The organism is Filobacillus milosensis (assembly GCF_004402015.1).
GTDB lineage: Bacteria > Bacillota > Bacilli > Bacillales > Alkalibacillaceae > Filobacillus > Filobacillus milosensis.
The window spans coordinates 48607-70353 of record NZ_SOPW01000011.1 but is presented as its reverse complement, the minus strand read 5'-3'; the positions used below and the strand labels follow the sequence as shown (position 1 = coordinate 70353).

The following is a 21747-nucleotide window of genomic DNA, read 5'->3' as shown; positions in this document are numbered from 1 at the left end:
TTTATATTATTGAAGTTGTAATTCAGGATTAATGAAGTTCTTTGCATGATTAAAAGAGTTTGTTATTTTAATGGAATAATGGAGTGAGTTTCTTTATTAATTGAGTTGAGCGCCAAATTAATGGAGTTGATCTCAAGAATTATGGAGTACTCTGTGCTTTTAATAGAGTTCGCACTTGTATTAATGGAATTTTTATAAAAATAAACAATAAAAAAAGCGGCCATAAGCCGCTTTTTCCTATTAATATCAATTAACTAGATTGTGCTAATTCGTCTTCACCGACAACTTGGTCGATTTCTTCACTTTCTTCTGTTACACGTTCGATGTCTGCGCCCAATCCTCGAAGTTTAGATTCGAAGTTGACGTAGCCACGATCTAAGTGTTTTAGTTCAGTTACTGTTGTATGACCTTCTGCTACAAGACCAGCGATGATTAGAGCCGCTGCTGCTCTTAAGTCAGTTGCAGCAACTTCTGCACCTTGTAACTTTGATGGACCTTCTATGATTGCACTACGACCTTCAATTTTGGCTGTTGCGTTCATTCTTCTAAACTCTTCAACGTGCATGAAACGATTTTCAAATACTGTTTCAGTGATGACACTCGTTCCTTTTGCTTGCATCATTAATGCCATAAACTGAGATTGTAAATCAGTTGGGAATCCTGGGTATGGTAGAGTCTTGATGTCAGCTGGTTTTAATAGTTCAGTACCAACGACACGTACACTATCTTCATATTCCTCAATGTGAACATTCATCTCACGCATTTTGGCGATTAATGAACGTAAGTGATCAGGAATAGCACCTTCTACAACTACATCTCCGCCTGTAATTGCTGCAGCAACCATGAACGTTCCTGCTTCAATACGGTCCGGTATGATATTGTGCTCTACTCCTTTAAGTGTTGGTACACCTTCGATACGGATTGTTTCCGTACCAGCGCCAACAACTTTACCACCCATTTGGTTAATATAATTTGCTAAATCTACTATTTCAGGCTCTCTAGCACAGTTTTCAATTACTGTTGTACCTTCAGCTAGAGCTGCTGCCATCATTAAGTTTTCAGTAGCTCCTACACTAGGAAAATCTAGATAAATACGAGCTCCTACTAATTTTTCAGGAACAAAAGCTTCTACATATCCATTACCTACATGAATTTTTGCACCCATAGCTTCAAAGCCTTTTAAGTGCTGATCAATTGGACGTGAACCAATTGCACAACCACCTGGCATAGCGACTTTAGCGTGACCATAACGGCCTAATAGTGGTCCTAAAACTAATACTGATGCTCTCATTTTGCGAACATATTCAAAAGGTGTTTCAGTTTTTAGTTGATTAGAAGCATCAACAACTAATTGATTTTCAGATTGTAAAACATTTATATTCATATAACGTAAAACTTCACTAATTGTATCAACATCGGCTAAGTCAGGAACTTGCTTTAATGTACTTTTTCCTTCACTAGCCATAATACTAGCTGCAATTACTGGTAATACGGCATTTTTTGCTCCTTCAACTTTTACCGTACCACGTAATTGGTTTCCACCGGATACTATGATTTTTTCCAAGGTTTTTCCCTCCGTGTCGATATTCCGTATGTTATTTAATATTCAATTACTAGGATAGGTGTTCCAATTGTGATTGTCTTTTTACCTGATTTAGTTTCCCGAACTGAATATTGAATGTTAATCTTTTCTTTGTTCATTGGTATATATTGTTCAAATTGATCTGTTATTCCACTAACTACTGTAAAATTTCCTTCGTCCATAACGTTTGTTTCTTGCACATCGAAATACTTACTTATTTTGTTAACAATAAAATTACTACTTATTTTATCATCAATATTCGACTGAAAACAAGAGAATATTTGTCCTTTTTTAAAAAAATGACGAAATTCTGTGTTAAATATCGTATTTTGTAGATACTTTTTCACATCTTCATTCCATTGATTGCTCTCAAACTTATAAATAACTTTAACTTGATTATTTGTGACAGCAACCACATCATATGATTCGATCACACCCTCTAATTTGAGGGTGTCTTTATCATTGTTTTTTAAAAAGTTTTTCGCTTCCTGTTTGTCAGTGATCACGTAGTTAACTACTTCTACTCGGTCTATACCCCAGCCTTCTTCTTCATAAACCTCAGCTAATTGAGAAGTTGAGGAAACATCTGCTACAAGTGTATTGGTAGATTGATAGAATAAAATAATACTATAGAAAAAAACTAGAAAAATCATAATCATCCGCATGGCTAAATCCCCCTGAAAAAAACCTTTTGTAAAAGGATGGTCAAAGCCATGCCGACTTATACATCTAATATAAGATATTTAATTATAATAGGTGCTGAAGTTGTCTAGACCACTGAATGAAATCAATGACGAAGTTGCTGACAGTCGTTCCAATCACAATGGACAACATGATAAATAGAATTCTGCTTTCTGCTACTCTGTTTTTCTTAAAGATCTGTTCAATTTTTACTGCTTCTAGACACTTCCAAGCGATGATGATAAAAATAATATGCGAGAACATAAAAACAATTGAATCAATCGCGATATCAGTAAACATGTTTACACCTCTAAATCTCTTTCTACTTCGGCATTTCCCGGGTAATATCGACACGAAACCTCTTTTTGTTGAAATAAAACTTTTGACCTATTGATATTTTTATATCGATTTTTGTCGGTTCTAAGTCCTGTAAGTAATATGAGTAAAGTTTTATTTTTTTATACAATTAGCGATTTTGAGTGAATTTAAGACTATAGGTTTGTCCCAAATCAAGTTAAATTTTGTTAAATTTCTTTTTAATAGTTCTTTGCACAGTTGTTTCAAAATGATGAGTTTATTCAAAAAAGACCTGACGCTAAAGTCAGGTCTTTCATCTGATTTATCTATTCCGAAATATCAATACGGTTGATTGCGCGTTGTAATGCTAATTCCGCACGTTTATGATCAATGTCTTCTGATTTTGTCTGGTTCAGACGTTGTTCAGCGCGTTCTTTAGCTTGCTTTGCACGATCAACGTCGATTTCGGAAGGTTGTTCTGCTGCTTGTGCTAGGATTGTCACTTGTTCTGGTCTTACTTCAACGAATCCACCGCTAACAGCAATATGTTCTGTTTGGCCTTCGTTTTTCAAACGTACTGCACTGATTGTTAATGGTGCAACTAGTGGAATGTGGCCTGGTAAGATACCAAGTTCACCACTTTCCGCACGAACACTCACCATTTCATAAGTACCATCAAGTACAGGGCCGTCAGGAGTGACAACACTCACATTTAGTGTTTTCAAACTTACCCCTCCTTGGGCACGCAACAAGCGGTGAACGCTCCACCGCTTATGCTCCCCTTATTACTGTTCCATTGCCTGAGCTTTTTCAACAACTTCTTCGATTCGTCCAACTAGACGGAACGCATCCTCTGGAAGGTTGTCATATTTACCAGAAAGGATTTCTTTGAACCCTTTGATTGTTTCTTGAACTGGCACGTATGAACCTTTTTGACCTGTGAACTGCTCAGCCACGTGGAAGTTTTGTGATAGGAAGAATTGTACACGACGAGCACGAGAAACTGTTAGCTTGTCTTCGTCTGATAATTCATCCATACCTAAGATTGCGATAATATCTTGTAATTCTTTATAACGTTGTAGCGTACGCTGAACTTCACGAGCTACATCATAGTGTTCTTCGCCTACAATGTTAGGGTCAAGAGCACGAGAAGTTGATGATAGTGGATCCACCGCTGGGTAGATACCTTGCTCTGATAAGCTACGCTCTAAGTTTGTAGTCGCATCTAAGTGTGCGAACGTTGTTGCCGGTGACGGGTCAGTGTAGTCATCGGCAGGTACGTATACAGCCTGGATTGAAGTGATTGAACCTTTATCCGTTGATGTAATACGTTCCTGTAATTGACCCATTTCCGTTGCAAGTGTTGGCTGGTAACCAACGGCTGAAGGCATACGACCTAGTAGGGCTGATACCTCTGTACCTGCTTGTGTAAAACGGAAAATGTTGTCGATGAATAATAGTACGTCCTGACCTTGTTCATCACGGAAGTACTCTGCCATTGTTAGACCAGTTAATGCTACACGCATACGAGAACCTGGTGGCTCGTTCATCTGACCGAATACCATGGCAGTCTGTTTAATTACGCCAGAGTCGCTCATCTCGTGGTAAAGGTCGTTACCTTCACGAGTACGCTCACCTACACCAGCGAATACTGAGATACCGCTGTGCTCTTGGGCGATGTTATTGATAAGCTCCTGGATAAGTACGGTTTTACCAACACCCGCACCACCGAATAGACCTACTTTACCACCTTTTACGTACGGTGCTAATAAGTCTACAACTTTAATACCTGTTTCTAAGATTTCTGTTTCTGTCGCTAAGTTTTCGAACTTAGGTGGCTCACGGTGAATTGGTTCACGCTGAGAATCAGCAGGAATTTCTTCACCTAAATCAATATGCTCACCTAATACGTTAAACACACGACCTAATGTTGCTTCACCAACTGGTACTGAGATAGGTTGTTCTTTGTTCACAACCTCAGCGCCACGAATAAGTCCGTCAGTCGAACCCATCGCGATCGCACGTACCATATCATCACCAAGGTGAAGAGCAACTTCAAGTGTTAGTTCATCGCGGCTATCATTACCAGCGATAACTAGGGCGTTATAAATTTCAGGCAAGTCGCCGCTGTCGAATTTTACGTCAACAACTGGACCCATTACCTGTGTTACGCGTCCTTTACTCATCATTTTCCCTCCTCACGAATTCATGTCAAACGTTATTCTAACGCTGCTGCACCTGCACTAATTTCGGAAATTTCTTGTGTAATTGCTGCCTGACGTGCACGGTTGTAAGAAAGTGTTAAGTCATCGATAAGCTCATCAGCGTTGTCAGTTGCACTACGCATAGCTGTCATACGTGATGCGTGCTCACTTGCTTTACCATCTAACAATGCACCGTAAACAATGCTTTCCGCATATTGTGGCAATAGTGTTTTTAGAATTTGTTCTTCATCTGGTTCATACTCATATGAAGTTAACTTTTGACCTTCTGTATCGATATCCGTTAATGGCAATACTTTTTGTTCCGTTACTTTTTGAGAAATTGCACTAATGAAGTGATTGTAGAAAATATTTAGTTCATCAATTTCCTCATCACCAAATAAGTCTACTGCATAGCTTGCAATTTCTTTAATTTCAGCGAAATCTGGTTGGTCTGGTAAACCTGTCACTTCTTTAGCGATTGGCATACCATTCTTCTTACAGAAATCACGGCCGATTTTACCAATAGGAATCACTGTATATTCATCAGCTGATGAATGATTACTTTGGACCTTTTGGTAAAGGGCACGTAAAACGTTACTGTTATAAGGACCAGCTAGACCACGATCTGATGTGATGACAATGTAGCCTGTCTTTTTAACAGGTCTAGACTGTAACATCGGATGATCAGCACCAGTGTTTCCACCTGCAATACTAGACACGACGTCTTGTATTTTTTCCATATAAGGAACGAATGCTTTGGCGTTTTGTTCTGCTTTATTTAGCTTTGAAGCAGACACCATTTCCATAGCTTTCGTGATTTTTTGTGTACTTTTCGTTGAATTAATACGATTTTTAATGTCACGAAGCGATGCCACTACGTCTCACCACCTTTTTTCGAGACTTCATCATCATTACTCACTTACAGCAAATGTATTTTTAAAGTCTTCAATTGCTTTATTGAAATCTTCAGTTTCTGGCAATTTACCAGTTTCGCGAATATGGCTTAATAATTCAGATGCATGTTGATCTAAATATACGAATAGTTCAGATTCAAAACGCTGAATATCTCCGATTGGTAAATCATCTAAGTAACCATGAACAAGTGAGTAGATGATTGCCACTTGATATTCAACTGGTTGAGGTTTGTTAAGACCCTGTTTTAGTACTTCTACAGTACGTTGACCACGATTTAGCTTCGCTTGAGTCGCTTTATCAAGGTCAGAACCGAACTGTGCGAATGATTCTAGCTCACGGAATGAAGCTAGGTCTAGACGTAGCGTACCTGCTACTTTCTTCATCGCTTTGATCTGTGCGGAACCACCAACACGTGATACCGATAGACCTGGGTTAATCGCTGGACGTACACCTGAGTGGAATAGGTCAGATTGTAAGAAAATCTGTCCGTCCGTAATCGAGATTACGTTTGTCGGGATATACGCACCGATGTCACCCGCTTGCGTTTCAACGAATGGTAGTGCAGTTAGTGAACCGCCACCTAATTCGTCATTTAACTTCGCCGCACGCTCTAGTAAACGAGAGTGTAGGTAGAATACATCCCCTGGGAATGCTTCACGACCTGGTGGGCGACGTAATAGTAGTGAAAGTTCACGGTAAGCTGCTGCCTGTTTAGAAAGGTCATCGTATGCAACTAATACGTGTTCACCGTTATACATGAACTCCTCACCCATTGTTACACCTGCATATGGAGCTAGGAATAATAATGGAGCCGGGTCAGAAGCACCTGCATTAATAATGATTGAGTATTCTAACGCGCCGTTTTTACGTAGTGTCTCAACGAATCCACGTACTGTTGATTCTTTTTGACCGATTGCTACGTAAATACAGATAACGCCAGTTTCTTTTTGGTTAATGATTGTGTCCATTGCGATCGATGTTTTACCAGTCTGACGGTCACCAATGATTAACTCACGCTGACCACGACCGATTGGTACCATCGAGTCGATTACCTTAATACCAGTTTGTAATGGTTCGTGTACTGACTTACGTGCCATTACCCCTGGTGCTGGTGATTCGATTGGACGAGTTTTACTTGTTTCAATTGGGCCTAAACCGTCTACGGGTTGACCTAATGGATTTACAACACGTCCTAATAATTCTTTACCTACTGGTACTTGCATGATGCGTCCAGTACGACGAACTTCATCGCCTTCACGAATTTCTGTAAATGGTCCTAGGATGACGATACCTACGTTGTTCTCTTCAAGGTTTTGCGCCATACCCATTACACCGTTTGAAAACTCAACTAGCTCTCCAGCCATAACGTTGTCAAGACCGTGAGCACGTGCGATACCATCACCGATTTCGATTACAGTACCGACTTCGTTTGCTTCAACATCAGAATCATAGTTTTCAATTTGTTGCTTTATAAGCGCACTAATTTCTTCAGCTTTGATGCTCATCCATTTCACCCCTATCTTTACTTGTTTGCAGTTACTAACTTCTGTTCTAAACGTTTCAATTGAGTCTGAACTGTTCCGTCATAGATTTGGTTACCTATACGGATTTTTAATCCACCTATGATCGATGGGTCTACGATATTGTTAATGCGAAGGGTGTTAATCATCATTTTTTTCGCAAACACATCTTGGATTTGTTGTGTTTCGTCCTCTGTTAATTCACGAACAGAATAAACATTAGCTTCCGCAATTCCTCTGGATTCATTTTTCATAGCGATAAACTCTTGAACGGTATCTTGAACGATATCCATGCGACGTTTATCGATTAGTAAAAGTAATGTATTTAACGTGTCTTTTGAAACATCTTTAAAAACGCTACGAATGAATTCTTTTTTCTGCCCGCTTGAAACGCGAGGGTTACTTAGAAAATCATTTAACGATTCGTCGTTTTTAAAAACATCTGAGACAACTAAAAGTTCTTCTTCTAATTGATCTAAATTGGATTTTCCCTTACCAATTTCAAACAAGGCTACGGCATAACGCTTTGCTACGACTGAGTTACTCATTTCGATTCGCCTACTTCTTTTAAGTATTCTTGAATGAGTTGATCTTGTTCATTTGCTGAAAGTTCTTTTTCAATAACTTTGCTTGCAATTTGAACAGAAAGCGTAGCCACTTGTTCTTGTAATGCCTGTACCGCTTTGTCGCGTTCTTGGGCAATTTCTTCACGAGCACTTTCTTTGATGCGCTCTGCTTCTTGTCTTGCATCATCAAGAATAGATGATTCCTGTGTTTTTGCCGTTTGCTTCGCATCTTCAATGATTTGATGTGCGTTTTGACGAGCGTCTTTTAACTCAGCGTTAGCTTCGTCCATCATGCGCTCTGCTTCTTTGCGGTTGTTTTCTGCTGTATCTATTTCACTCGCAATGTGATCTTCACGTTCTTTCATGACTCCCATTAATGGTCCCCATGCGAATTTCTTCAAAAGAACCAATAGGACGATGAAGATTACTAATTGCGCTAGCATGTCACCAGTATTAATAGATGCACCTAAAACAAAGTTGGTACCTAACACAGCCTTCACTCCTTTCGGCTAACTCCTCACATTTTCTACATAAAGGAATGGCGAAGTTCATATGTCTGACTTCGCCATTTAGTTGTTTGTCGTAAAAACTATTGACCCATTGACATAAAGGCAATAACTACTGCGATGATTGGAAGCGCCTCAACTAACGCAACACCGATGAACATTGTAGTTTGTAAAGTACCACGAAGCTCTGGTTGACGAGCGATACCATTTACTGTTCCGTTTACGATTAAACCGTTACCAATACCTGCACCTAGTGCACCTAATCCTACTGCGATTGCAGCTGCTAACATAAGAAATTCCTCCTCAAGATATATTTATAATAGTGTTATTTTTATACTTTCTACGGGTATAGAAGTATAAGTTAAAAAATGATAAGTGCGACTGCGCTACTGGCTTTTTGCCAATGAACGAGTCAATTTTATTAGAATACTTGACTTGTTTGCCAAGTACTAATTCACAAAAATTAGTGGTCACTGCTCACTTTGTGAGACATGTAAACCATAGTCAACATCGTAAAGATGAATGCTTGAATTGCCCCGATAAAGATACTAAATCCTTGCCAAGCAAGCATCGGGATAAAGCCACCTAGCATACCTGCAATGGTGCCAGATGCTACTAGACCTGCTAATAGAGTTAACAGGATCTCACCTGCGAAAATGTTACCGTAAAGACGAAGACCTAACGTCAACGTATTTGCAAATTCCTCAATGATTTTCAGTGGGAATAAAAACGGTAATGGACGGAAAAACTCTTTTCCGTACTCTTTTGTACCTTTCATTTTCACACCGTAATAGTGTGATAGTACTACTACCATCGCTGCTAACGTCAATGTAATACCTGGGTCAGAGGTTGGTGATTTCCACCATAGTTCATGGTTAAAGGTCACCATTGTAATAACACCAAGCATGTTAGCTACAAAGATGTACAATAATAATGTTAATCCTAACCCCATAAAGCGGCGACCCGTTTCATAATCCATTGTGTTACCAATGATATCTTTAACGAATTCGATGACCCACTCCATGAAATTTTGGAAGCCTGTTGGTTTACGTTGTAGACTTTTACTTGCTGTAACAGCGAGTATGAATACAATCGTTGATGCAACCAACATCATCAACACGTTTGATAGGTTAAAATCCAACCAGGATATCCCTAACCAATCGTGCAACATAGGATTTTTGTGCTCCACTTCATTCACCTCTCTTCCTAGTGGTTAGTTCGGTTTGATGAAAAAAATAATCTATGATAATGACCAAGTAAGGTGTCATTAAACCTAGTATCACAGCAACCATGTCGAATATTTTTGGATATTGTAGAGCAATAACAGCTGCTAAGGCTGCTGTTCCAAAACGGGTCAGCATTCCTAATGTTCGCTTTTTCCCGTCATCGTCGACAATACCTTGTCCAATTCGATTAATTTTGAACTGCAGAAGCCATAGATTAAGTGCGCTGATTCCAGCACCTAAAATTAACCCCGCGAAAAATGTTTGATATTCTGTGAATTCCCATCCTACGACAAGAATCGCCAGAAGATACAACATCCATTTCAGTTGGCGGCGCATCATGTATGTATAGTCGTACACATCAATCGTCTCCTAGATACTTATTAACCAAAACAATCATACCATACACGCCGGTAGCCAAACCAAGTAATAAACCTATGATTAGAAAAATTGGGGAAGTGTTTAAATATCCATCCAACCATCTGCCGAATAAGACACCAACAATGGTCGAACCAGACAAATAACTTAAAATACTCGCTGTGATTGCCATTCCTTGAAGTGGACGTTTATTCAGTGTAACCACTCCATTCCGTTTGATAGATGGAAAACTGATGCTTTCCGAACTAGCAGGAATTTGTTTGTAGATGAATCTTTTTTGGGGCAAAAATTTTGTAGAAAAAACACTCTTAAAACAATTGCCCACACTAAATTAGATTACAATAGGAGTATTTCAAAGTCAATTGTTAAAACATAGAATTTGAAACAACTTTGTGACAAAAATCACATTAATTTTGAAAACGGTTGCATTTCTCTAGAATTCTGGTAAATATATGTTTTTTTCTTCAGTAATTGTCTCCCCATTTTGTTCGATTTGGAAGATGGCTTTGAATTCACCTTTTGGTAGATTTTGAACTTCAAATGTTTTTTCAAACACTCCATTTTTCACATCTGTTTCTGTAAACCATTCAGTTGTTCTTAGGTATTTAGGTTCAATTAGTATCACTTTTAATTGTTCAACATTTTCATTAACGAAGAACCTGACCGTTAACTGTTCATTTTGAAATGGTTCCATATCTAATTCAAAGCCGGTAATTCTCGGGTAGTCGGAGGTTTTGTTAATAAATAAAAATGGTAAGTGATTGATCTTTTGGTTAAGCTCAACTTCTATAAACCCTTCTTTATTGCCTTTGGTTAGTCGGTCTGGTGTGATTGAGGCACCGACTTCAAATGAACGACTCGTTTTCGGCTCGATCGTAGTGCTCATTGGAAGGTCCCACACGATCCCTGATTGTCGTTTAGGGATATTAAACCTCACGTTAAGCGGTTCACGATCGTGGTTTTTTATCGTAATGGTTTGGTTAACATACTTATGCGTCGCATCTATTTTTCCAAAGTTTAAGCGGTTATTTTCTATGCTATAGGTAGAATTGATCGCTTGCTTTGTGTCAATAAAACCTGTCCCCTGCTCGGATGGGGGTGCCTCTTGATCTCCGGTTTCAAATAATTTAGTCGATGATAGTAAACGTGATTTGATTTGAGATGGTGTGTCGTGTGGATAGGCTTCTTTTAATAAAGCGGCAACCCCAGCAACATAAGGTGAAGCCATACTGGTTCCTTGTAATGCAGCGTATCCGTTTGGAATGGTGCTGACGATATCGACACCTGGCGCTAGTATGTCCGGCTTGATGTTCCAAGATGATGCCACAGGTCCGCGTGAACTAAAAGGGGCCAGTGCATTTTTGATTGTTTTATAATTTGTTTGCAGCCACAATTCGCCTTGAATTAAAGCATTTGCTTCTTCTTCTGTTAAGTATGAAGCAGGGAAAGGCGCTTGAACCCACTCCCATTGATTAGGGTCATCTTGTGGTCCATTGTAGATTAATGCAGCTGTCGCCCCTTTTTCTTCAAGCTGTTGGATGAGTTCGTAATATGGTGTATTTCCTTTTTTAATTAAAACAATTCGGTCGTGAATCGTCGGTTCGAGTTCTTTTAGTGATTGTGGCGCTGCAATCGGGTAACCTTTTTTCAAATCCCAACTTTCGGATAATGGCAACTGACGGACTGGGATAGTTGGCGAATCAGCTGTTTTAATTTGAGCGACTTCTTGCTTCGTAATTGCCGCACCGACAGAGATTGCTTTTTCCGAAGTAGCAGGTGATCCTACCGTCCATTCCTCAGGACCGCTGTTTCCGTTCGCAACAATGACTGTAGTCCCAAGTTCGACTGCACGATTGACGGCACGAGTCATCGGGTCATCCGGACTATTCGTGTTACTACCGAGCGACATATTTATAATATCCATACCGTCTTTGATTGCTTGTTCTAAAGCTGCAATCACCTGTGCGGTTGTCCCTGAGCCACCTGGTCCGAGCGCACGATATGCGTAAATCTCGGCATCAGGAGCAACACCTTGCATCAGGCCATTACCGGCAATAATACCTGAGACATGCGTCCCATGAAGAGTCGGCATACCTTCTCCTGCTTTCGTTTCCATTGGGTCTTCATCAAAATCAACCACGTCAAACCCGCCGTGAAAACTTTTTTCCAAATCAGGGTGGGTGTAGTCAATACCTGTATCGATAACACCAACCTTCACCCCTTTTCCGGTATAAGGCAAACCAGTTGGGTGATATCGTGCTCTTTCTGGGTGGATTTGGGGTTCAGCGTGGTTAGATGGGACCGTGTACATTTGAACAGGCTGAATCGACTTCACAAACTGCTCTTCGTGAAGTGCTTTAATATGGCGAGTGTCACCTGTGACAGCTAGCGCGTCCATTAAAGTATCATACACGTGCTCTACTTTTAATAGTGGATGATAGTCCTCTATGTAATCTTTTATGTCATGTGGATTTTGATCAACTTCTATAATCCAGGTTGATTCTTCAGCGTGTAGTGTAGTTGTTGGAATTATGATTAATAGGAAACATAGGATGAATTTTTTCATGGATGGCGCTCCTCTTTTTCCCTTTAGTGTGTGGAAAATTAGAGAAGTCATGCTCTTAGGGAAACAAAAATTATCAATGCGGGCAAATTATCGGACAGTAATTTTGTGGTATTGGACACTAAATTGAGGGGATCGGCCACTAATTTTGAAGTATTGGCCACTTATCCCGCAGTATTGGACACTTAGCCAATAATAGGAAAAATCCCGCCGCGGCGGGATTTTACATTATAGAAATTCATCTGGTTTTTCTGGTGCTTCATTAAAGTAATAACGAATTGCATCGCAAATTCGGCGTGAAGCCTGACCGTCACCATAAGGATTGGACGCGCGAGACATTTTCTTATGTTCGTCAGTATTAGACAACAATAAGTCCGCCATGTTGAAAATGTTGTCTTCATCAGTACCAGCAAGCTTTAGCGTGCCTGCCTCAATGCCTTCTGGACGTTCAGTCGTATCACGCAGCACAAGAACAGGTACACCTAACGAGGGTGCTTCTTCCTGCACGCCTCCTGAATCCGTTAAGATTAAGTGCGCGTTTGATGCGAAGTTATGGAAATCGATAACTTCAAGCGGTTCGATTAGCTGAATGCGGTCGTGATCGCCGAGCCATTTTTTCGCTGCTTCCTGAACAACTGGGTTCAAGTGTACAGGGTAAACGACTTCAACATCTTCATGTGCATCGGCAATGCGGCGTATCGCTCGGAACATTTGGTCCATGTTTTCACCGAGATTTTCACGACGGTGTGCTGTCATCAGGACCAGTCGCTTGCCTTCAGCTTTTTGCAAGACATCATGCTGATAGTCTTCTGAAACCGTTGTTTGAAGCGCATCAATTGCTGTATTACCCGTAATAAAGATATTTTCCTCATCTTTATTTTCTTGCATTAAATTGTTTTTCGATTGAGTTGTTGGTGCGAAGTGTAGGTCAGCAATAACACCAGTTGCCTGACGGTTAATTTCCTCAGGGAACGGCGAATATTTATTCCATGTGCGAAGACCTGCCTCCACATGCCCAACTGGAATCTCATTGTAAAATGCAGCCAGACTGGCAGCGAACGTTGTCGTCGTATCACCATGCACGAGCACGATATCTGGTTTGGCTTCTTTCATTACTTCATCTAAACCTTCAAGCGCACGCGTCGTAATTTGAGCGAGCGACTGTTTTTTCTTCATAATATTTAAATCATGATCAGGTTCAATTCCAAAAATGTTTAAAACTTGATCGAGCATTTCTCGGTGCTGTGCGGTTACTGTTACAATCGGCTCAAATTCTTCCGATCGTTTTTGTAACTCAAGAACAAGCGGCGCCATTTTAATCGCCTCTGGTCTTGTCCCAAATATCGTCATGACTTTAAGTTTTCGCAAGCTATTCACCTCTAGCTCAAATTATTTAGTGCCAAATAAGCGGTCACCTGCGTCACCTAGACCAGGAATGATGTAACCTTTTTCGTTAAGTTTTTCATCAAGACCAGCAACATAGATGTTAATGTCAGGGTGAGCTTCTTTAACAGCTTCAACGCCTTCAGGTGCTGCAATTAAGCACATTAGACTAATCTGTTTTGCTCCACGATTTTTAATCGAGTTGATGGCTTCAATCGCTGAACCACCCGTTGCAAGCATCGGGTCCGTTACAATTAGTTCACGTTCTTCAATATCTGATGGTAATTTAACGTAATACTCAACAGGCTTTAATGTTTCCGGATCACGGTACAGACCGACATGTCCAATTTTAGCAGCTGGAATAAGTTTCACAATTCCATCTACCATACCTAAACCTGCGCGTAAAATCGGAATAACACCTAGTTTTTTACCAGCTAAAACTTTTGATTTAGCAGTTGCTACCGGTGTTTCGACTTCCACATCTTCTAATGGAAGTTCACGAGTGATCTCGTACATCATAAGCGTCGCAACTTCATCCACTAGTTCACGAAACGCCTTTGTTCCTGTGTTTTTATCACGAATGATCGTTAATTTGTGTTGGATTAAAGGATGATCAAATACATATACTTTTCCCACGAGCCAATCTCTCCTTTATTAAATATCTATTGAATTGTAGCGAAATATCTCGTTCGATGCAACAGAAATCGAGCGATTGTTGATGAAATGAAATAAAAGTTTTGTTAAAAGTCCGGAAAACGCTTTAACTTGTCCGGAAAAATGATGTTTTTAAGTTGTTTCGACAAGGTTCGACCCTAGTTAGCGCCTGAAAACGTCCGGAAACATCAGAAAAAGGTCCGGAAAACCGTAAACTAAGTACGGTAAAATTCCTCACCCACTTTAATTTACCCTAATCACATGAAAAAAGTAGCGGGAGTCCGCTACTTTACTTTTATTTGTACATTGGGAATTGATCCGCTAGCTTCTCCACGCGTGCTTTTGCTTCTTCAAGCTTAGCTTCATCTTCATGATTCTTAAGCGTGAACGCGATAATTGAAGCTACTTCGTCCATTTCTTCCGCTCCGAAACCACGAGTCGTAACAGCTGCAGTACCGATGCGGATACCGCTTGTAACGAAAGGACTTTCTGGATCAAAAGGAATCGTGTTTTTATTTGTTGTTACACCGACATCGTCTAATGCTTTTTCAGCCACTTTACCTGTTAAGTTTAGGGGACGAAGGTCGAGTAATAATAGGTGATTGTCTGTTCCACCTGAAACGAGACGAACGCCTTCTTTAGTTAATGACTCGCCTAAGCGCTTAGCATTGTCGATGATTTTTTGTGCGTAATCTTTGAATGATGGTTCGAGTGCTTCTTTAAAAGCAACGCCTTTAGCAGCAATCACGTGCATTAATGGGCCGCCTTGCATACCTGGGAATACGTTACTATTAATTTTCTTCGCAAACTCTTCACCGCATAAAATCATACCACCACGAGGACCGCGTAAAGTTTTATGAGTTGTTGTTGTCACGAAATGCGCATGAGGTACTGGGCTTTGATGAAGACCTGCCGCTACTAGACCTGCGATATGTGCCATGTCGACTAGTAAATACGCGCCAACCTCATCAGCGATTTCACGGAACTTTTTAAAATCAATCGCACGAGGGTACGCTGAAGCACCAGCTACGATTAATTTTGGCTTTACTTCTTTCGCTTTAGCTAAAACTTTTTCATAGTCTAACTGCTCAGAACCTTCTTCAACGCCGTAGTCCACTACGTTATAAAGCTTTCCACTGAAGTTAACTGGGCTACCATGCGTTAAGTGTCCACCGTGGTTTAGGTTCATACCAAGGATCGTGTCACCAGGCTTTAATACTGTAAAATAAACAGCCATGTTCGCCTGAGCGCCAGAGTGCGGTTGAACGTTGGCATGTTCAGCGCCGAAAAGTTTCTTCGCGCGGTCACGAGCTAAATTTTCCGCAATATCAACATATTCACAACCACCGTAGTAACGGCGACCTGGATAACCTTCTGCATATTTGTTCGTTAATACAGAGCCAGCCGCTTCCATAACAGCTTCTGATACGAAGTTTTCTGATGCAATGAGTTCAATTTTATCGTGCTGACGGCCTTTTTCTTTATTGATCGCCTCCAGCATTTCCGAATCGACTTCGTGCAATTGGTTTGATAGATGAGTCATAGAGAAAGCCTCCTTATGTATAAAAATTAATAGATTTACCTAAGCTTGAGCGGTTTATTTTTGATACATCGCACGCTCGCCACCGATTAATTTCGGACGCGTGTATGCAAAATTCGCATGTGCAGCACCGACTGAATTTTGTTTAAATCTGAGTGGAACTGCCACTTGTTTTAAGTGCATGCCGATTAATGTATCGCCAAGGTCCATTCCATAATCCGCTCGAATGGTTTCAACTAGCACCGGGTCATCAAAACTTTTATAAGCATGCCAGGCCATCGAACCTCCAGCTTTAGGGTGCGGAACTGCATTGACCTCGTCCAACCCTATCCGTTCTTGAACATGACGTTCAACGACGATTGCCCGATTCAAATGTTCACAACATTGAAAGGCAAGCTCAACCCCTGTGTCTTTTTGAAACGCTTTCAATTCATCGTAAATAGCTTCAGCAATCTCAGTACTGCCTGAGGTTCCTATTCGTTCACCTGCAATCTCACTCGTGGAGCAGCCAAGGATAAATAGGCGCTTCGGCTTTACGATTTGTTCTTCTTTCCACTGATTCATTATAACATGAATTTCTTCTTGAATCTGCTCGATTTTCAAAATGAATACCCCTTTTTTTATAGTAAAAATTTATTTATACCGATGTGATTTTACTTTCAGTGGTTCAAAAAATACCTGCTCCTCCCCGGAACAGGTATCGTTTTTATTGTTCTTCATATGCAATAATTTTATTTACGCGCTTCTCGTGGCGGCCGCCATCGAATTCAGACTCCAAGAAAGCTTTCGTGATTTCACGAGCCAGGCCAGGTCCGATTACACGCTCACCCATCGCTAGCATGTTAGCGTTGTTGTGTTGACGTGACATTTTGGCACTAAATACATCATGAGCTAAAGCACAACGAATGCCTTTTACTTTATTAGCAGACATCGAAATTCCAATTCCTGTTCCGCAGATTAAAATTCCATAGTCGAATTCACCTTTGGCAACACGCTCTGCTGGAGGAATTCCGAAATCCGGGTAGTCCACTGACTCTTCACAAGTGCAACCCATATCTTCATAATCAATATTCATCTCTTCTAGTAATGATCCAACTTCTTTACGAAGATTCACGCCGCCGTGGTCTGAACTTAAAATAACCTTCATGTTTAACCCTCCTATTTGTCTTTCAAACGATCGATATATATTTCTATCTCTTCAAGTGTTAGTTTATACGTTTCTATTGATGTCCCGATCGGATCCGCAATATCTGGATTAGGATCATCCATTTCTAAACGCGTGTACTCTTTTAAAGTGAAAACTTTATCTCGGTAACGCGGATAGTCCATTTCAATGTTTAGTTTATGATGTGATGTCATCGTTAAAACGACATCCGCCCACTCTAATAACGTTTCAGTTAATGGCTGAGATTTATGATCGAAGCCTTCTACCCCTTTTTCTCTAAGCGCATCAATTGCTTTAGGGTTAGCTTCTTGTCCCATACCTGCCATCAGACCAGCGGATTGAACTTCTAAATCATTACGCTTATGTCTTAAGGTTGCTTCAGCCATAGGGCTTCTACATGTATTCCCTGTACAAACGAATAATACTCGCTCCAATCGCGAACCCTCCTAGTTGCCACATTCATAAGGAAAACTTGACTGCTGCAAGTTCTGAAGGCGACTCTTTCTTTAAAAAAACTTGTCAATTGAACTATATCATAAGAGAGGGTTAAAGTGGTAGTTTTTCACACTCACTTTAGGGGGAAATTCTGTATGTTATATGAGGTTTCGCTCTATAAGGAAATTCAATTATTCTATGAGAAAATTCACTGGTCCTATGAGGGATTGCATGCCAGCTATAAGAACTTTTCAATCTTCTATGAGAACTTTTGCACATGCTACGAGAACTTCCGAGCTTTTTATGGGAACTCTAGCATCTTCTTCAAGGACTTTCAGAATCAGTCAGCATAAAGGCACAAAAAAATGCCTGGCACGCAGGCACTTTAATATTATAAGACCATTTTCAATCCAAGAAAAATTAGCACGATCCCACCGAGGGCTTCGGAATATTTTCCTAAGAGGGTTTGTCCACGTCTGGCTAAAATAATTCCGAGTGACGATAAAAACATACTCATGATGCCGAACATTATGATAATAGCAACTTGGTTTAAGCCGAACATTCCAAGACTTAAACCGACTGAAAAGCTGTCTAAGCTGACTGTAAATGCAAGGATGGTTATGGCTGGTAAGTGTAAATTCCGCGTCATATTTTTCTCTAATAATGTGGCGATGATCATTTGAGCACCGATAAAAATTAAAATCCATCCGCCGACCAGTTGAGCAATCACACCTAATTTGTGTGAGAGGAAGTGGCCGAGCGTTACACCAGCGAGTGGCATGATGACATGGAATAATCCAACTAATAAGATAAATCCTGCAATGATTCGCAACCTTACATTCATAAGGCCAATCGATAAAGCCACAGAAAAGGCGTCCATTCCAATTGCTACGGATAATAACACAATAGGGATAATGCTTTCATAAAAAATAGTCACGAGCGTTCCTCCTATGCCTTGGACATGCTAATTAAATTTATGCATGTCCAACACATATTAGAAGTAACTCGTGACTTTTTATTCGATGATTTCAGTTGCGGCGCGCTCTAATCGATTCATGAGCGCCTCACCGATTCCTTCTTTAGAAAAACTTTCAGCTAAAACAACATCGACATCCATCGTATCGATCTCTCGCAGTAATTCATATAGCTTGCTCGTCATTTCTTCCGGCTGACTTCGAGAGCCCAGAATTAAGGCATCTTTTATACCTAATTCCTGTGCTCGTTCCTTGCTGATGAGGAACTGCACCTTTCTTCCACCGCCTGCAGCCTGTTCTGCCACCTGCCGCATACGGGCCTCTCCACCAAGGACGATCCATATCGGGGCGTCAGGTGCATAGTGTTTGTACTTCATCCCTGGCGATCGGGGGGCTTCCCCTTTTTCCAAAACTGAAGAAGCGACATCGACAGGTCCAATCATTGCTTCAAGCTCTGCTTTCGTTACGCCGCCTGGTCTTAAAATCATTGGGGTGGCGAGCGTGCAATCGAGTACGGTCGACTCAACGCCGACACCGGTTGGACCGCCATCGACGATTCCGGCTATGCGTCCGTTTAAGTCGTGATAGACGTGGTCTGCGGTTGTCGGGCTTGGTTTGCCTGAACGGTTAGCGCTTGGTGCGGCTACTGGCAGCTTAGATGCTTGGAGCAGGGAGAGCGCATGTGGATGATCGGGCATGCGCATCCCCACGGTATCAAGTCCTGCTGTCACATTGGGTGCGAGTGTTCCGTTCGATGGCAGAATAATCGTAAGCGGGCCGGGCCAAAAGGCATCCATGAGCTGATCGGCTTTTGGCGGGACGTCACTTACGTATTGTTTTAGCACATCGCGGGTGCCAATATGTACGATGAGTGGGTTGTCAGATGGTCTTCCTTTAGCGCGAAAGATGTCTTGAACGGCTTGTTCGTTCGTCGCATCGGCACCCAGGCCGTACACGGTTTCTGTTGGAAAAGAGACGAGCTTTCCAAGTTTTAAAAGCTCAGCCGCTTCTTGTATATGTTTATTTGAATTCTTCCATATTTTTGTTTGTTGCTCAGCCATACGTGATCTCCTTTAGTTGTGTTCGTGTCTAAATGTTATTATATCACGCTCTTGGTAAAGTATGTTGCTATAAATGACGAATGAACCAATCGACATCGCTCGGTTCATGAACGGGTGGTTCAAACGTTTCTTCAAAGCGATTCATTTGGAGTAGTGGGGATGTCGATGAGTCTTGGACGTGGACAAATAGTTCTTTGAATTTTTGATCCTTGGCTTTTTCTGCAACCCAGTCGAACACCATTACGAGAATAGCTGGATTGGTTTGTTCGCTCATGACGAGGCGACGCAGCCAGACTTTTTTATCGTTAATCGGGTACAACACAAAAAATCCGAGATGCTTGCCGTCCAGTTCAAGAAAGTATCCGTGATCTTTCACCCAAGGTTCGTTGAAAAGTTCTTCCTTATCCTTCTCCTGTTTAAAAAACGAATCGTAATCTTCTTTAGTCTGTTCTTTAACCGGTGTAATCGTAATCATCGTCTCACTCTCCTCAAATCTAGTTTCTCTATGAATTTATGTGCGAGGATGTGAAAATATGATATTTTTAATAGAAAAATTATTGGAGAGTTTGAGTTAGTGGCCGATTCTTAAATTTTAGTGTCCAATACTGCAGCTTAGTGGCCGATATTTGAAAATTAGTGGCCGATTCTATTAAAATTTCCCATAAAAAATCCCGCACCGGGGGAGACGCGGGTCTATGCTTTAAATACGTTTTTAATCCATTCCCATAAGAAAAATTTCACTTCAACGTCTTCTTCTGTTTCATCTGCTAACGCAGGTTCGGCATTTTCATGGTCGAGCACGGTTGCGCCGTTTGAAAAATCTACGAAACATAATGGCGGGAATAACACGCACCACCAGTTGTCACCCATGCCTTCGCCGATGGTAATGAGGATTGCCTCATATGTTCCAGCTGGATACACGTAGCGATCATAGATTTTGTCCGGAAATTCTACTTCACCATAATTGACCGTGAAGTCTTGGTCACCCACTGTTTCTGCAACAATGTCTTCTATTTGATCCATATTATTGTTAATAATTTTTCGCGCCTCTTCAATTGAAGTGAGGTCTTCTACCCACTTAGTAATCTCAGCGTTCACACGATCACGAACCTCGCGTTTGAGTTCTTGATCTTTATCACTATTTGAGTTCGCTAAAATCCTTAGGCGAATCGCTTCATCTGGTATGACCTGATAACCTTGTTGAGGCTTTGGCTCCGCTACTGCTTGCGAATAAAAAAATTGAACCCCAATTATAAGTGCTAAACTGATTAATACGTATCTCATCTCTATCAACCTTTCTCGTAATCTATTAACTTACAAGCATTATGAACAGAGTTAATAGATTTTATACATGAATTTGTAGAAAAGTTGGTTGAGTTTTTGGAAAGGAATGGTATGATATATTTTAAAACTTAATAAGGGGGAGTTATTATGTTTGTGTACAAAATTGATGAAGAGCTTTCGTTGAAGCTGGTGAATCACAGCGATGCAGAGGAACTTTTTCAGTTAACGGATGGGTCTCGTGACCATTTGCGTGCTTGGCTGCCTTGGATCGATAAAACGACGGAGGTAACGCACACGAAAGACTATATTAAAATGAGTAAAAAAATGTACGCAGAAGATAAAGGGCTGAACTGTGTTGTGCTATATCGCGGTGAGATTTGCGGTGTCGCAGGTTTTAATGAATTGGACTGGACTAATAAAATCGCTTATATTGGGTACTGGCTTGGTGAAGGGTTTACTGGAAAAGGGATTATGACCCGCGCGGCCGGGGCGTTAACTGATTACGCGATTGGTGAGCTTGGCATGAATAAAGTTGATATTCGTGCGGCTGAGGGGAATTCGGCGAGCCGTGGTGTACCTGAGCGACTAGGGTTTACTCAAGAAGGCAGAATTCGTTGTGCTGAATGGCTCTATGACCATTATGTGGATCATATCGTTTATGGCATGCTGAAAAATGAATGGAAGAAATAATAGGTGGAGAGTCCTTTTGGTTGGCAGGGCTCTTTATTTATTGGAAAATTTCATTAATCTGGAGGGCAACTCCATTAATTTGGAACTTAACTCTATTAATATGTTGGGAAACTTCATTAAAAAGAG

At 40.8% G+C, this 21747-nt stretch carries 25 protein-coding genes; 1 reads left to right on the top strand and 24 read right to left on the bottom strand.

Annotated features, from left to right (window positions below):
- Positions 1-250 precede the first annotated feature (250 nt).
- The 24 genes from murA to spoIIR form a co-directional block, all read right to left on the bottom strand.
- On the bottom strand, positions 251-1564 hold the full coding sequence (murA, locus tag E3U55_RS11100) for a UDP-N-acetylglucosamine 1-carboxyvinyltransferase (RefSeq protein ID WP_134340502.1): 1314 nt from the start codon (positions 1562-1564) through the stop codon (positions 251-253).
- A gap of 35 nt (positions 1565-1599) precedes the next feature.
- Positions 1600-2247 (bottom strand): YwmB family TATA-box binding protein, encoded by a 648-nt coding sequence (locus E3U55_RS11095; protein WP_134340501.1) that lies wholly within the window; start codon positions 2245-2247, stop codon positions 1600-1602.
- Positions 2248-2329: 82 nt separating this feature from the next.
- Positions 2330-2563 (bottom strand): DUF1146 family protein, encoded by a 234-nt coding sequence (locus E3U55_RS11090; RefSeq protein ID WP_134340500.1) that lies wholly within the window; start codon positions 2561-2563, stop codon positions 2330-2332.
- A gap of 323 nt (positions 2564-2886) precedes the next feature.
- Entirely contained in the window at positions 2887-3285 is a 399-nt protein-coding gene (locus E3U55_RS11085) for a F0F1 ATP synthase subunit epsilon (RefSeq protein ID WP_134340499.1), read from the bottom strand.
- 60 nt (positions 3286-3345) lie between these two features.
- Positions 3346-4746 (bottom strand): F0F1 ATP synthase subunit beta, encoded by a 1401-nt coding sequence (atpD, locus tag E3U55_RS11080; protein ID WP_134340498.1) that lies wholly within the window; start codon positions 4744-4746, stop codon positions 3346-3348.
- 32 nt (positions 4747-4778) lie between these two features.
- Positions 4779-5639, bottom strand: coding sequence for an ATP synthase F1 subunit gamma (atpG, locus tag E3U55_RS11075; RefSeq protein WP_134340497.1), 861 nt, complete (start codon positions 5637-5639; stop codon positions 4779-4781).
- A 36-nt stretch (positions 5640-5675) separates the two neighbouring features.
- Positions 5676-7184, bottom strand: a complete 1509-nt coding sequence (gene atpA / locus E3U55_RS11070; protein ID WP_134340496.1) for a F0F1 ATP synthase subunit alpha — start codon at positions 7182-7184, stop codon at positions 5676-5678.
- Positions 7185-7201: 17 nt separating this feature from the next.
- Positions 7202-7747: a F0F1 ATP synthase subunit delta gene (locus E3U55_RS11065; RefSeq protein WP_134340495.1), complete on the bottom strand. Its 546-nt coding sequence runs from the start codon at positions 7745-7747 to the stop codon at positions 7202-7204.
- The gene (atpF, locus tag E3U55_RS11060) at positions 7744-8256 is read right to left on the bottom strand and encodes a F0F1 ATP synthase subunit B (RefSeq protein WP_228547543.1); all 513 of its coding nucleotides are present in this window, start codon (positions 8254-8256) and stop codon (positions 7744-7746) included. Before atpF ends, E3U55_RS11065 begins: the two co-directional genes overlap by 4 nt.
- Before the next feature lie 98 nt (positions 8257-8354).
- Entirely contained in the window at positions 8355-8561 is a 207-nt protein-coding gene (gene atpE, locus E3U55_RS11055; RefSeq protein WP_134340494.1) for a F0F1 ATP synthase subunit C, read from the bottom strand.
- 173 nt (positions 8562-8734) lie between these two features.
- A complete protein-coding gene (gene atpB, locus E3U55_RS11050; protein ID WP_134340493.1) occupies positions 8735-9460 on the bottom strand; it encodes a F0F1 ATP synthase subunit A in 726 nt (241 codons plus the stop codon).
- A gap of 1 nt (position 9461) precedes the next feature.
- On the bottom strand, positions 9462-9854 hold the full coding sequence (locus tag E3U55_RS11045) for an ATP synthase subunit I (protein ID WP_407644116.1): 393 nt from the start codon (positions 9852-9854) through the stop codon (positions 9462-9464).
- Between the two features lies 1 nt (position 9855).
- Positions 9856-10044, bottom strand: coding sequence for an AtpZ/AtpI family protein (locus tag E3U55_RS11040; RefSeq protein WP_134340541.1), 189 nt, complete (start codon positions 10042-10044; stop codon positions 9856-9858).
- A 261-nt stretch (positions 10045-10305) separates the two neighbouring features.
- The gene (locus E3U55_RS11035; RefSeq protein ID WP_194840890.1) at positions 10306-12438 is read right to left on the bottom strand and encodes a S8 family serine peptidase; all 2133 of its coding nucleotides are present in this window, start codon (positions 12436-12438) and stop codon (positions 10306-10308) included.
- 225 nt (positions 12439-12663) lie between these two features.
- Entirely contained in the window at positions 12664-13785 is a 1122-nt protein-coding gene (gene wecB, locus E3U55_RS11030; RefSeq protein ID WP_134340540.1) for a non-hydrolyzing UDP-N-acetylglucosamine 2-epimerase, read from the bottom strand.
- 39 nt (positions 13786-13824) lie between these two features.
- Positions 13825-14454 (bottom strand): uracil phosphoribosyltransferase, encoded by a 630-nt coding sequence (gene upp / locus E3U55_RS11025; RefSeq protein ID WP_134340491.1) that lies wholly within the window; start codon positions 14452-14454, stop codon positions 13825-13827.
- Between the two features lie 313 nt (positions 14455-14767).
- Positions 14768-16015 carry a serine hydroxymethyltransferase gene (locus E3U55_RS11020; protein WP_134340490.1) on the bottom strand — a complete coding sequence of 416 codons (1248 nt, stop codon included), beginning with the start codon at positions 16013-16015 and terminating at the stop codon, positions 14768-14770.
- 54 nt (positions 16016-16069) lie between these two features.
- A complete protein-coding gene (locus E3U55_RS11015) occupies positions 16070-16609 on the bottom strand; it encodes a TIGR01440 family protein (RefSeq protein WP_134340539.1) in 540 nt (179 codons plus the stop codon).
- Positions 16610-16718: 109 nt separating this feature from the next.
- A complete protein-coding gene (rpiB, locus tag E3U55_RS11010) occupies positions 16719-17159 on the bottom strand; it encodes a ribose 5-phosphate isomerase B (RefSeq protein ID WP_134340489.1) in 441 nt (146 codons plus the stop codon).
- Positions 17160-17170: 11 nt separating this feature from the next.
- Entirely contained in the window at positions 17171-17611 is a 441-nt protein-coding gene (locus E3U55_RS11005) for a low molecular weight protein arginine phosphatase (RefSeq protein ID WP_134340488.1), read from the bottom strand.
- Positions 17612-18003: 392 nt separating this feature from the next.
- A complete protein-coding gene (locus E3U55_RS11000; RefSeq protein ID WP_134340487.1) occupies positions 18004-18549 on the bottom strand; it encodes a manganese efflux pump MntP in 546 nt (181 codons plus the stop codon).
- A 78-nt stretch (positions 18550-18627) separates the two neighbouring features.
- A complete protein-coding gene (locus tag E3U55_RS10995) occupies positions 18628-19647 on the bottom strand; it encodes an L-threonylcarbamoyladenylate synthase (protein ID WP_134340486.1) in 1020 nt (339 codons plus the stop codon).
- Positions 19648-19714: 67 nt separating this feature from the next.
- Positions 19715-20122 carry a hypothetical protein gene (locus E3U55_RS10990; protein ID WP_134340485.1) on the bottom strand — a complete coding sequence of 136 codons (408 nt, stop codon included), beginning with the start codon at positions 20120-20122 and terminating at the stop codon, positions 19715-19717.
- A gap of 218 nt (positions 20123-20340) precedes the next feature.
- Positions 20341-20931 (bottom strand): stage II sporulation protein R, encoded by a 591-nt coding sequence (gene spoIIR / locus E3U55_RS10985; protein WP_134340484.1) that lies wholly within the window; start codon positions 20929-20931, stop codon positions 20341-20343.
- A 147-nt stretch (positions 20932-21078) separates the two neighbouring features.
- Between spoIIR and E3U55_RS10980 the strand changes: the two genes are divergently transcribed.
- Positions 21079-21621: a GNAT family N-acetyltransferase gene (locus E3U55_RS10980; RefSeq protein WP_134340483.1), complete on the top strand. Its 543-nt coding sequence runs from the start codon at positions 21079-21081 to the stop codon at positions 21619-21621.
- The last annotated feature ends 126 nt before the right edge of the window (positions 21622-21747 follow it).

Coding starts and splice junctions, on each gene's coding strand:
- spoIIR (WP_134340484.1), bottom strand. CDS start 20,931: ATGAGATACGTATTAATCAGTTTAGCACTTATAATTGGGGTTCAATTT.
- atpE (WP_134340494.1), bottom strand. CDS start 8,561: ATGTTAGCAGCTGCAATCGCAGTAGGATTAGGTGCACTAGGTGCAGGT.
- E3U55_RS11040 (WP_134340541.1), bottom strand. CDS start 10,044: ATGGCAATCACAGCGAGTATTTTAAGTTATTTGTCTGGTTCGACCATT.
- E3U55_RS11095 (WP_134340501.1), bottom strand. CDS start 2,247: ATGCGGATGATTATGATTTTTCTAGTTTTTTTCTATAGTATTATTTTA.
- rpiB (WP_134340489.1), bottom strand. CDS start 17,159: ATGAAGGTTATTTTAAGTTCAGACCACGGCGGCGTGAATCTTCGTAAA.
- E3U55_RS11090 (WP_134340500.1), bottom strand. CDS start 2,563: ATGTTTACTGATATCGCGATTGATTCAATTGTTTTTATGTTCTCGCAT.
- E3U55_RS11035 (WP_194840890.1), bottom strand. CDS start 12,438: ATGAAAAAATTCATCCTATGTTTCCTATTAATCATAATTCCAACAACT.
- E3U55_RS11020 (WP_134340490.1), bottom strand. CDS start 16,015: ATGACTCATCTATCAAACCAATTGCACGAAGTCGATTCGGAAATGCTG.
- E3U55_RS10995 (WP_134340486.1), bottom strand. CDS start 19,647: ATGGCTGAGCAACAAACAAAAATATGGAAGAATTCAAATAAACATATA.
- E3U55_RS11065 (WP_134340495.1), bottom strand. CDS start 7,747: ATGAGTAACTCAGTCGTAGCAAAGCGTTATGCCGTAGCCTTGTTTGAA.
- atpD (WP_134340498.1), bottom strand. CDS start 4,746: ATGAGTAAAGGACGCGTAACACAGGTAATGGGTCCAGTTGTTGACGTA.
- E3U55_RS10990 (WP_134340485.1), bottom strand. CDS start 20,122: ATGATTACGATTACACCGGTTAAAGAACAGACTAAAGAAGATTACGAT.
- wecB (WP_134340540.1), bottom strand. CDS start 13,785: ATGACGATATTTGGGACAAGACCAGAGGCGATTAAAATGGCGCCGCTT.
- E3U55_RS10980 (WP_134340483.1), top strand. CDS start 21,079: ATGTTTGTGTACAAAATTGATGAAGAGCTTTCGTTGAAGCTGGTGAAT.
- atpA (WP_134340496.1), bottom strand. CDS start 7,184: ATGAGCATCAAAGCTGAAGAAATTAGTGCGCTTATAAAGCAACAAATT.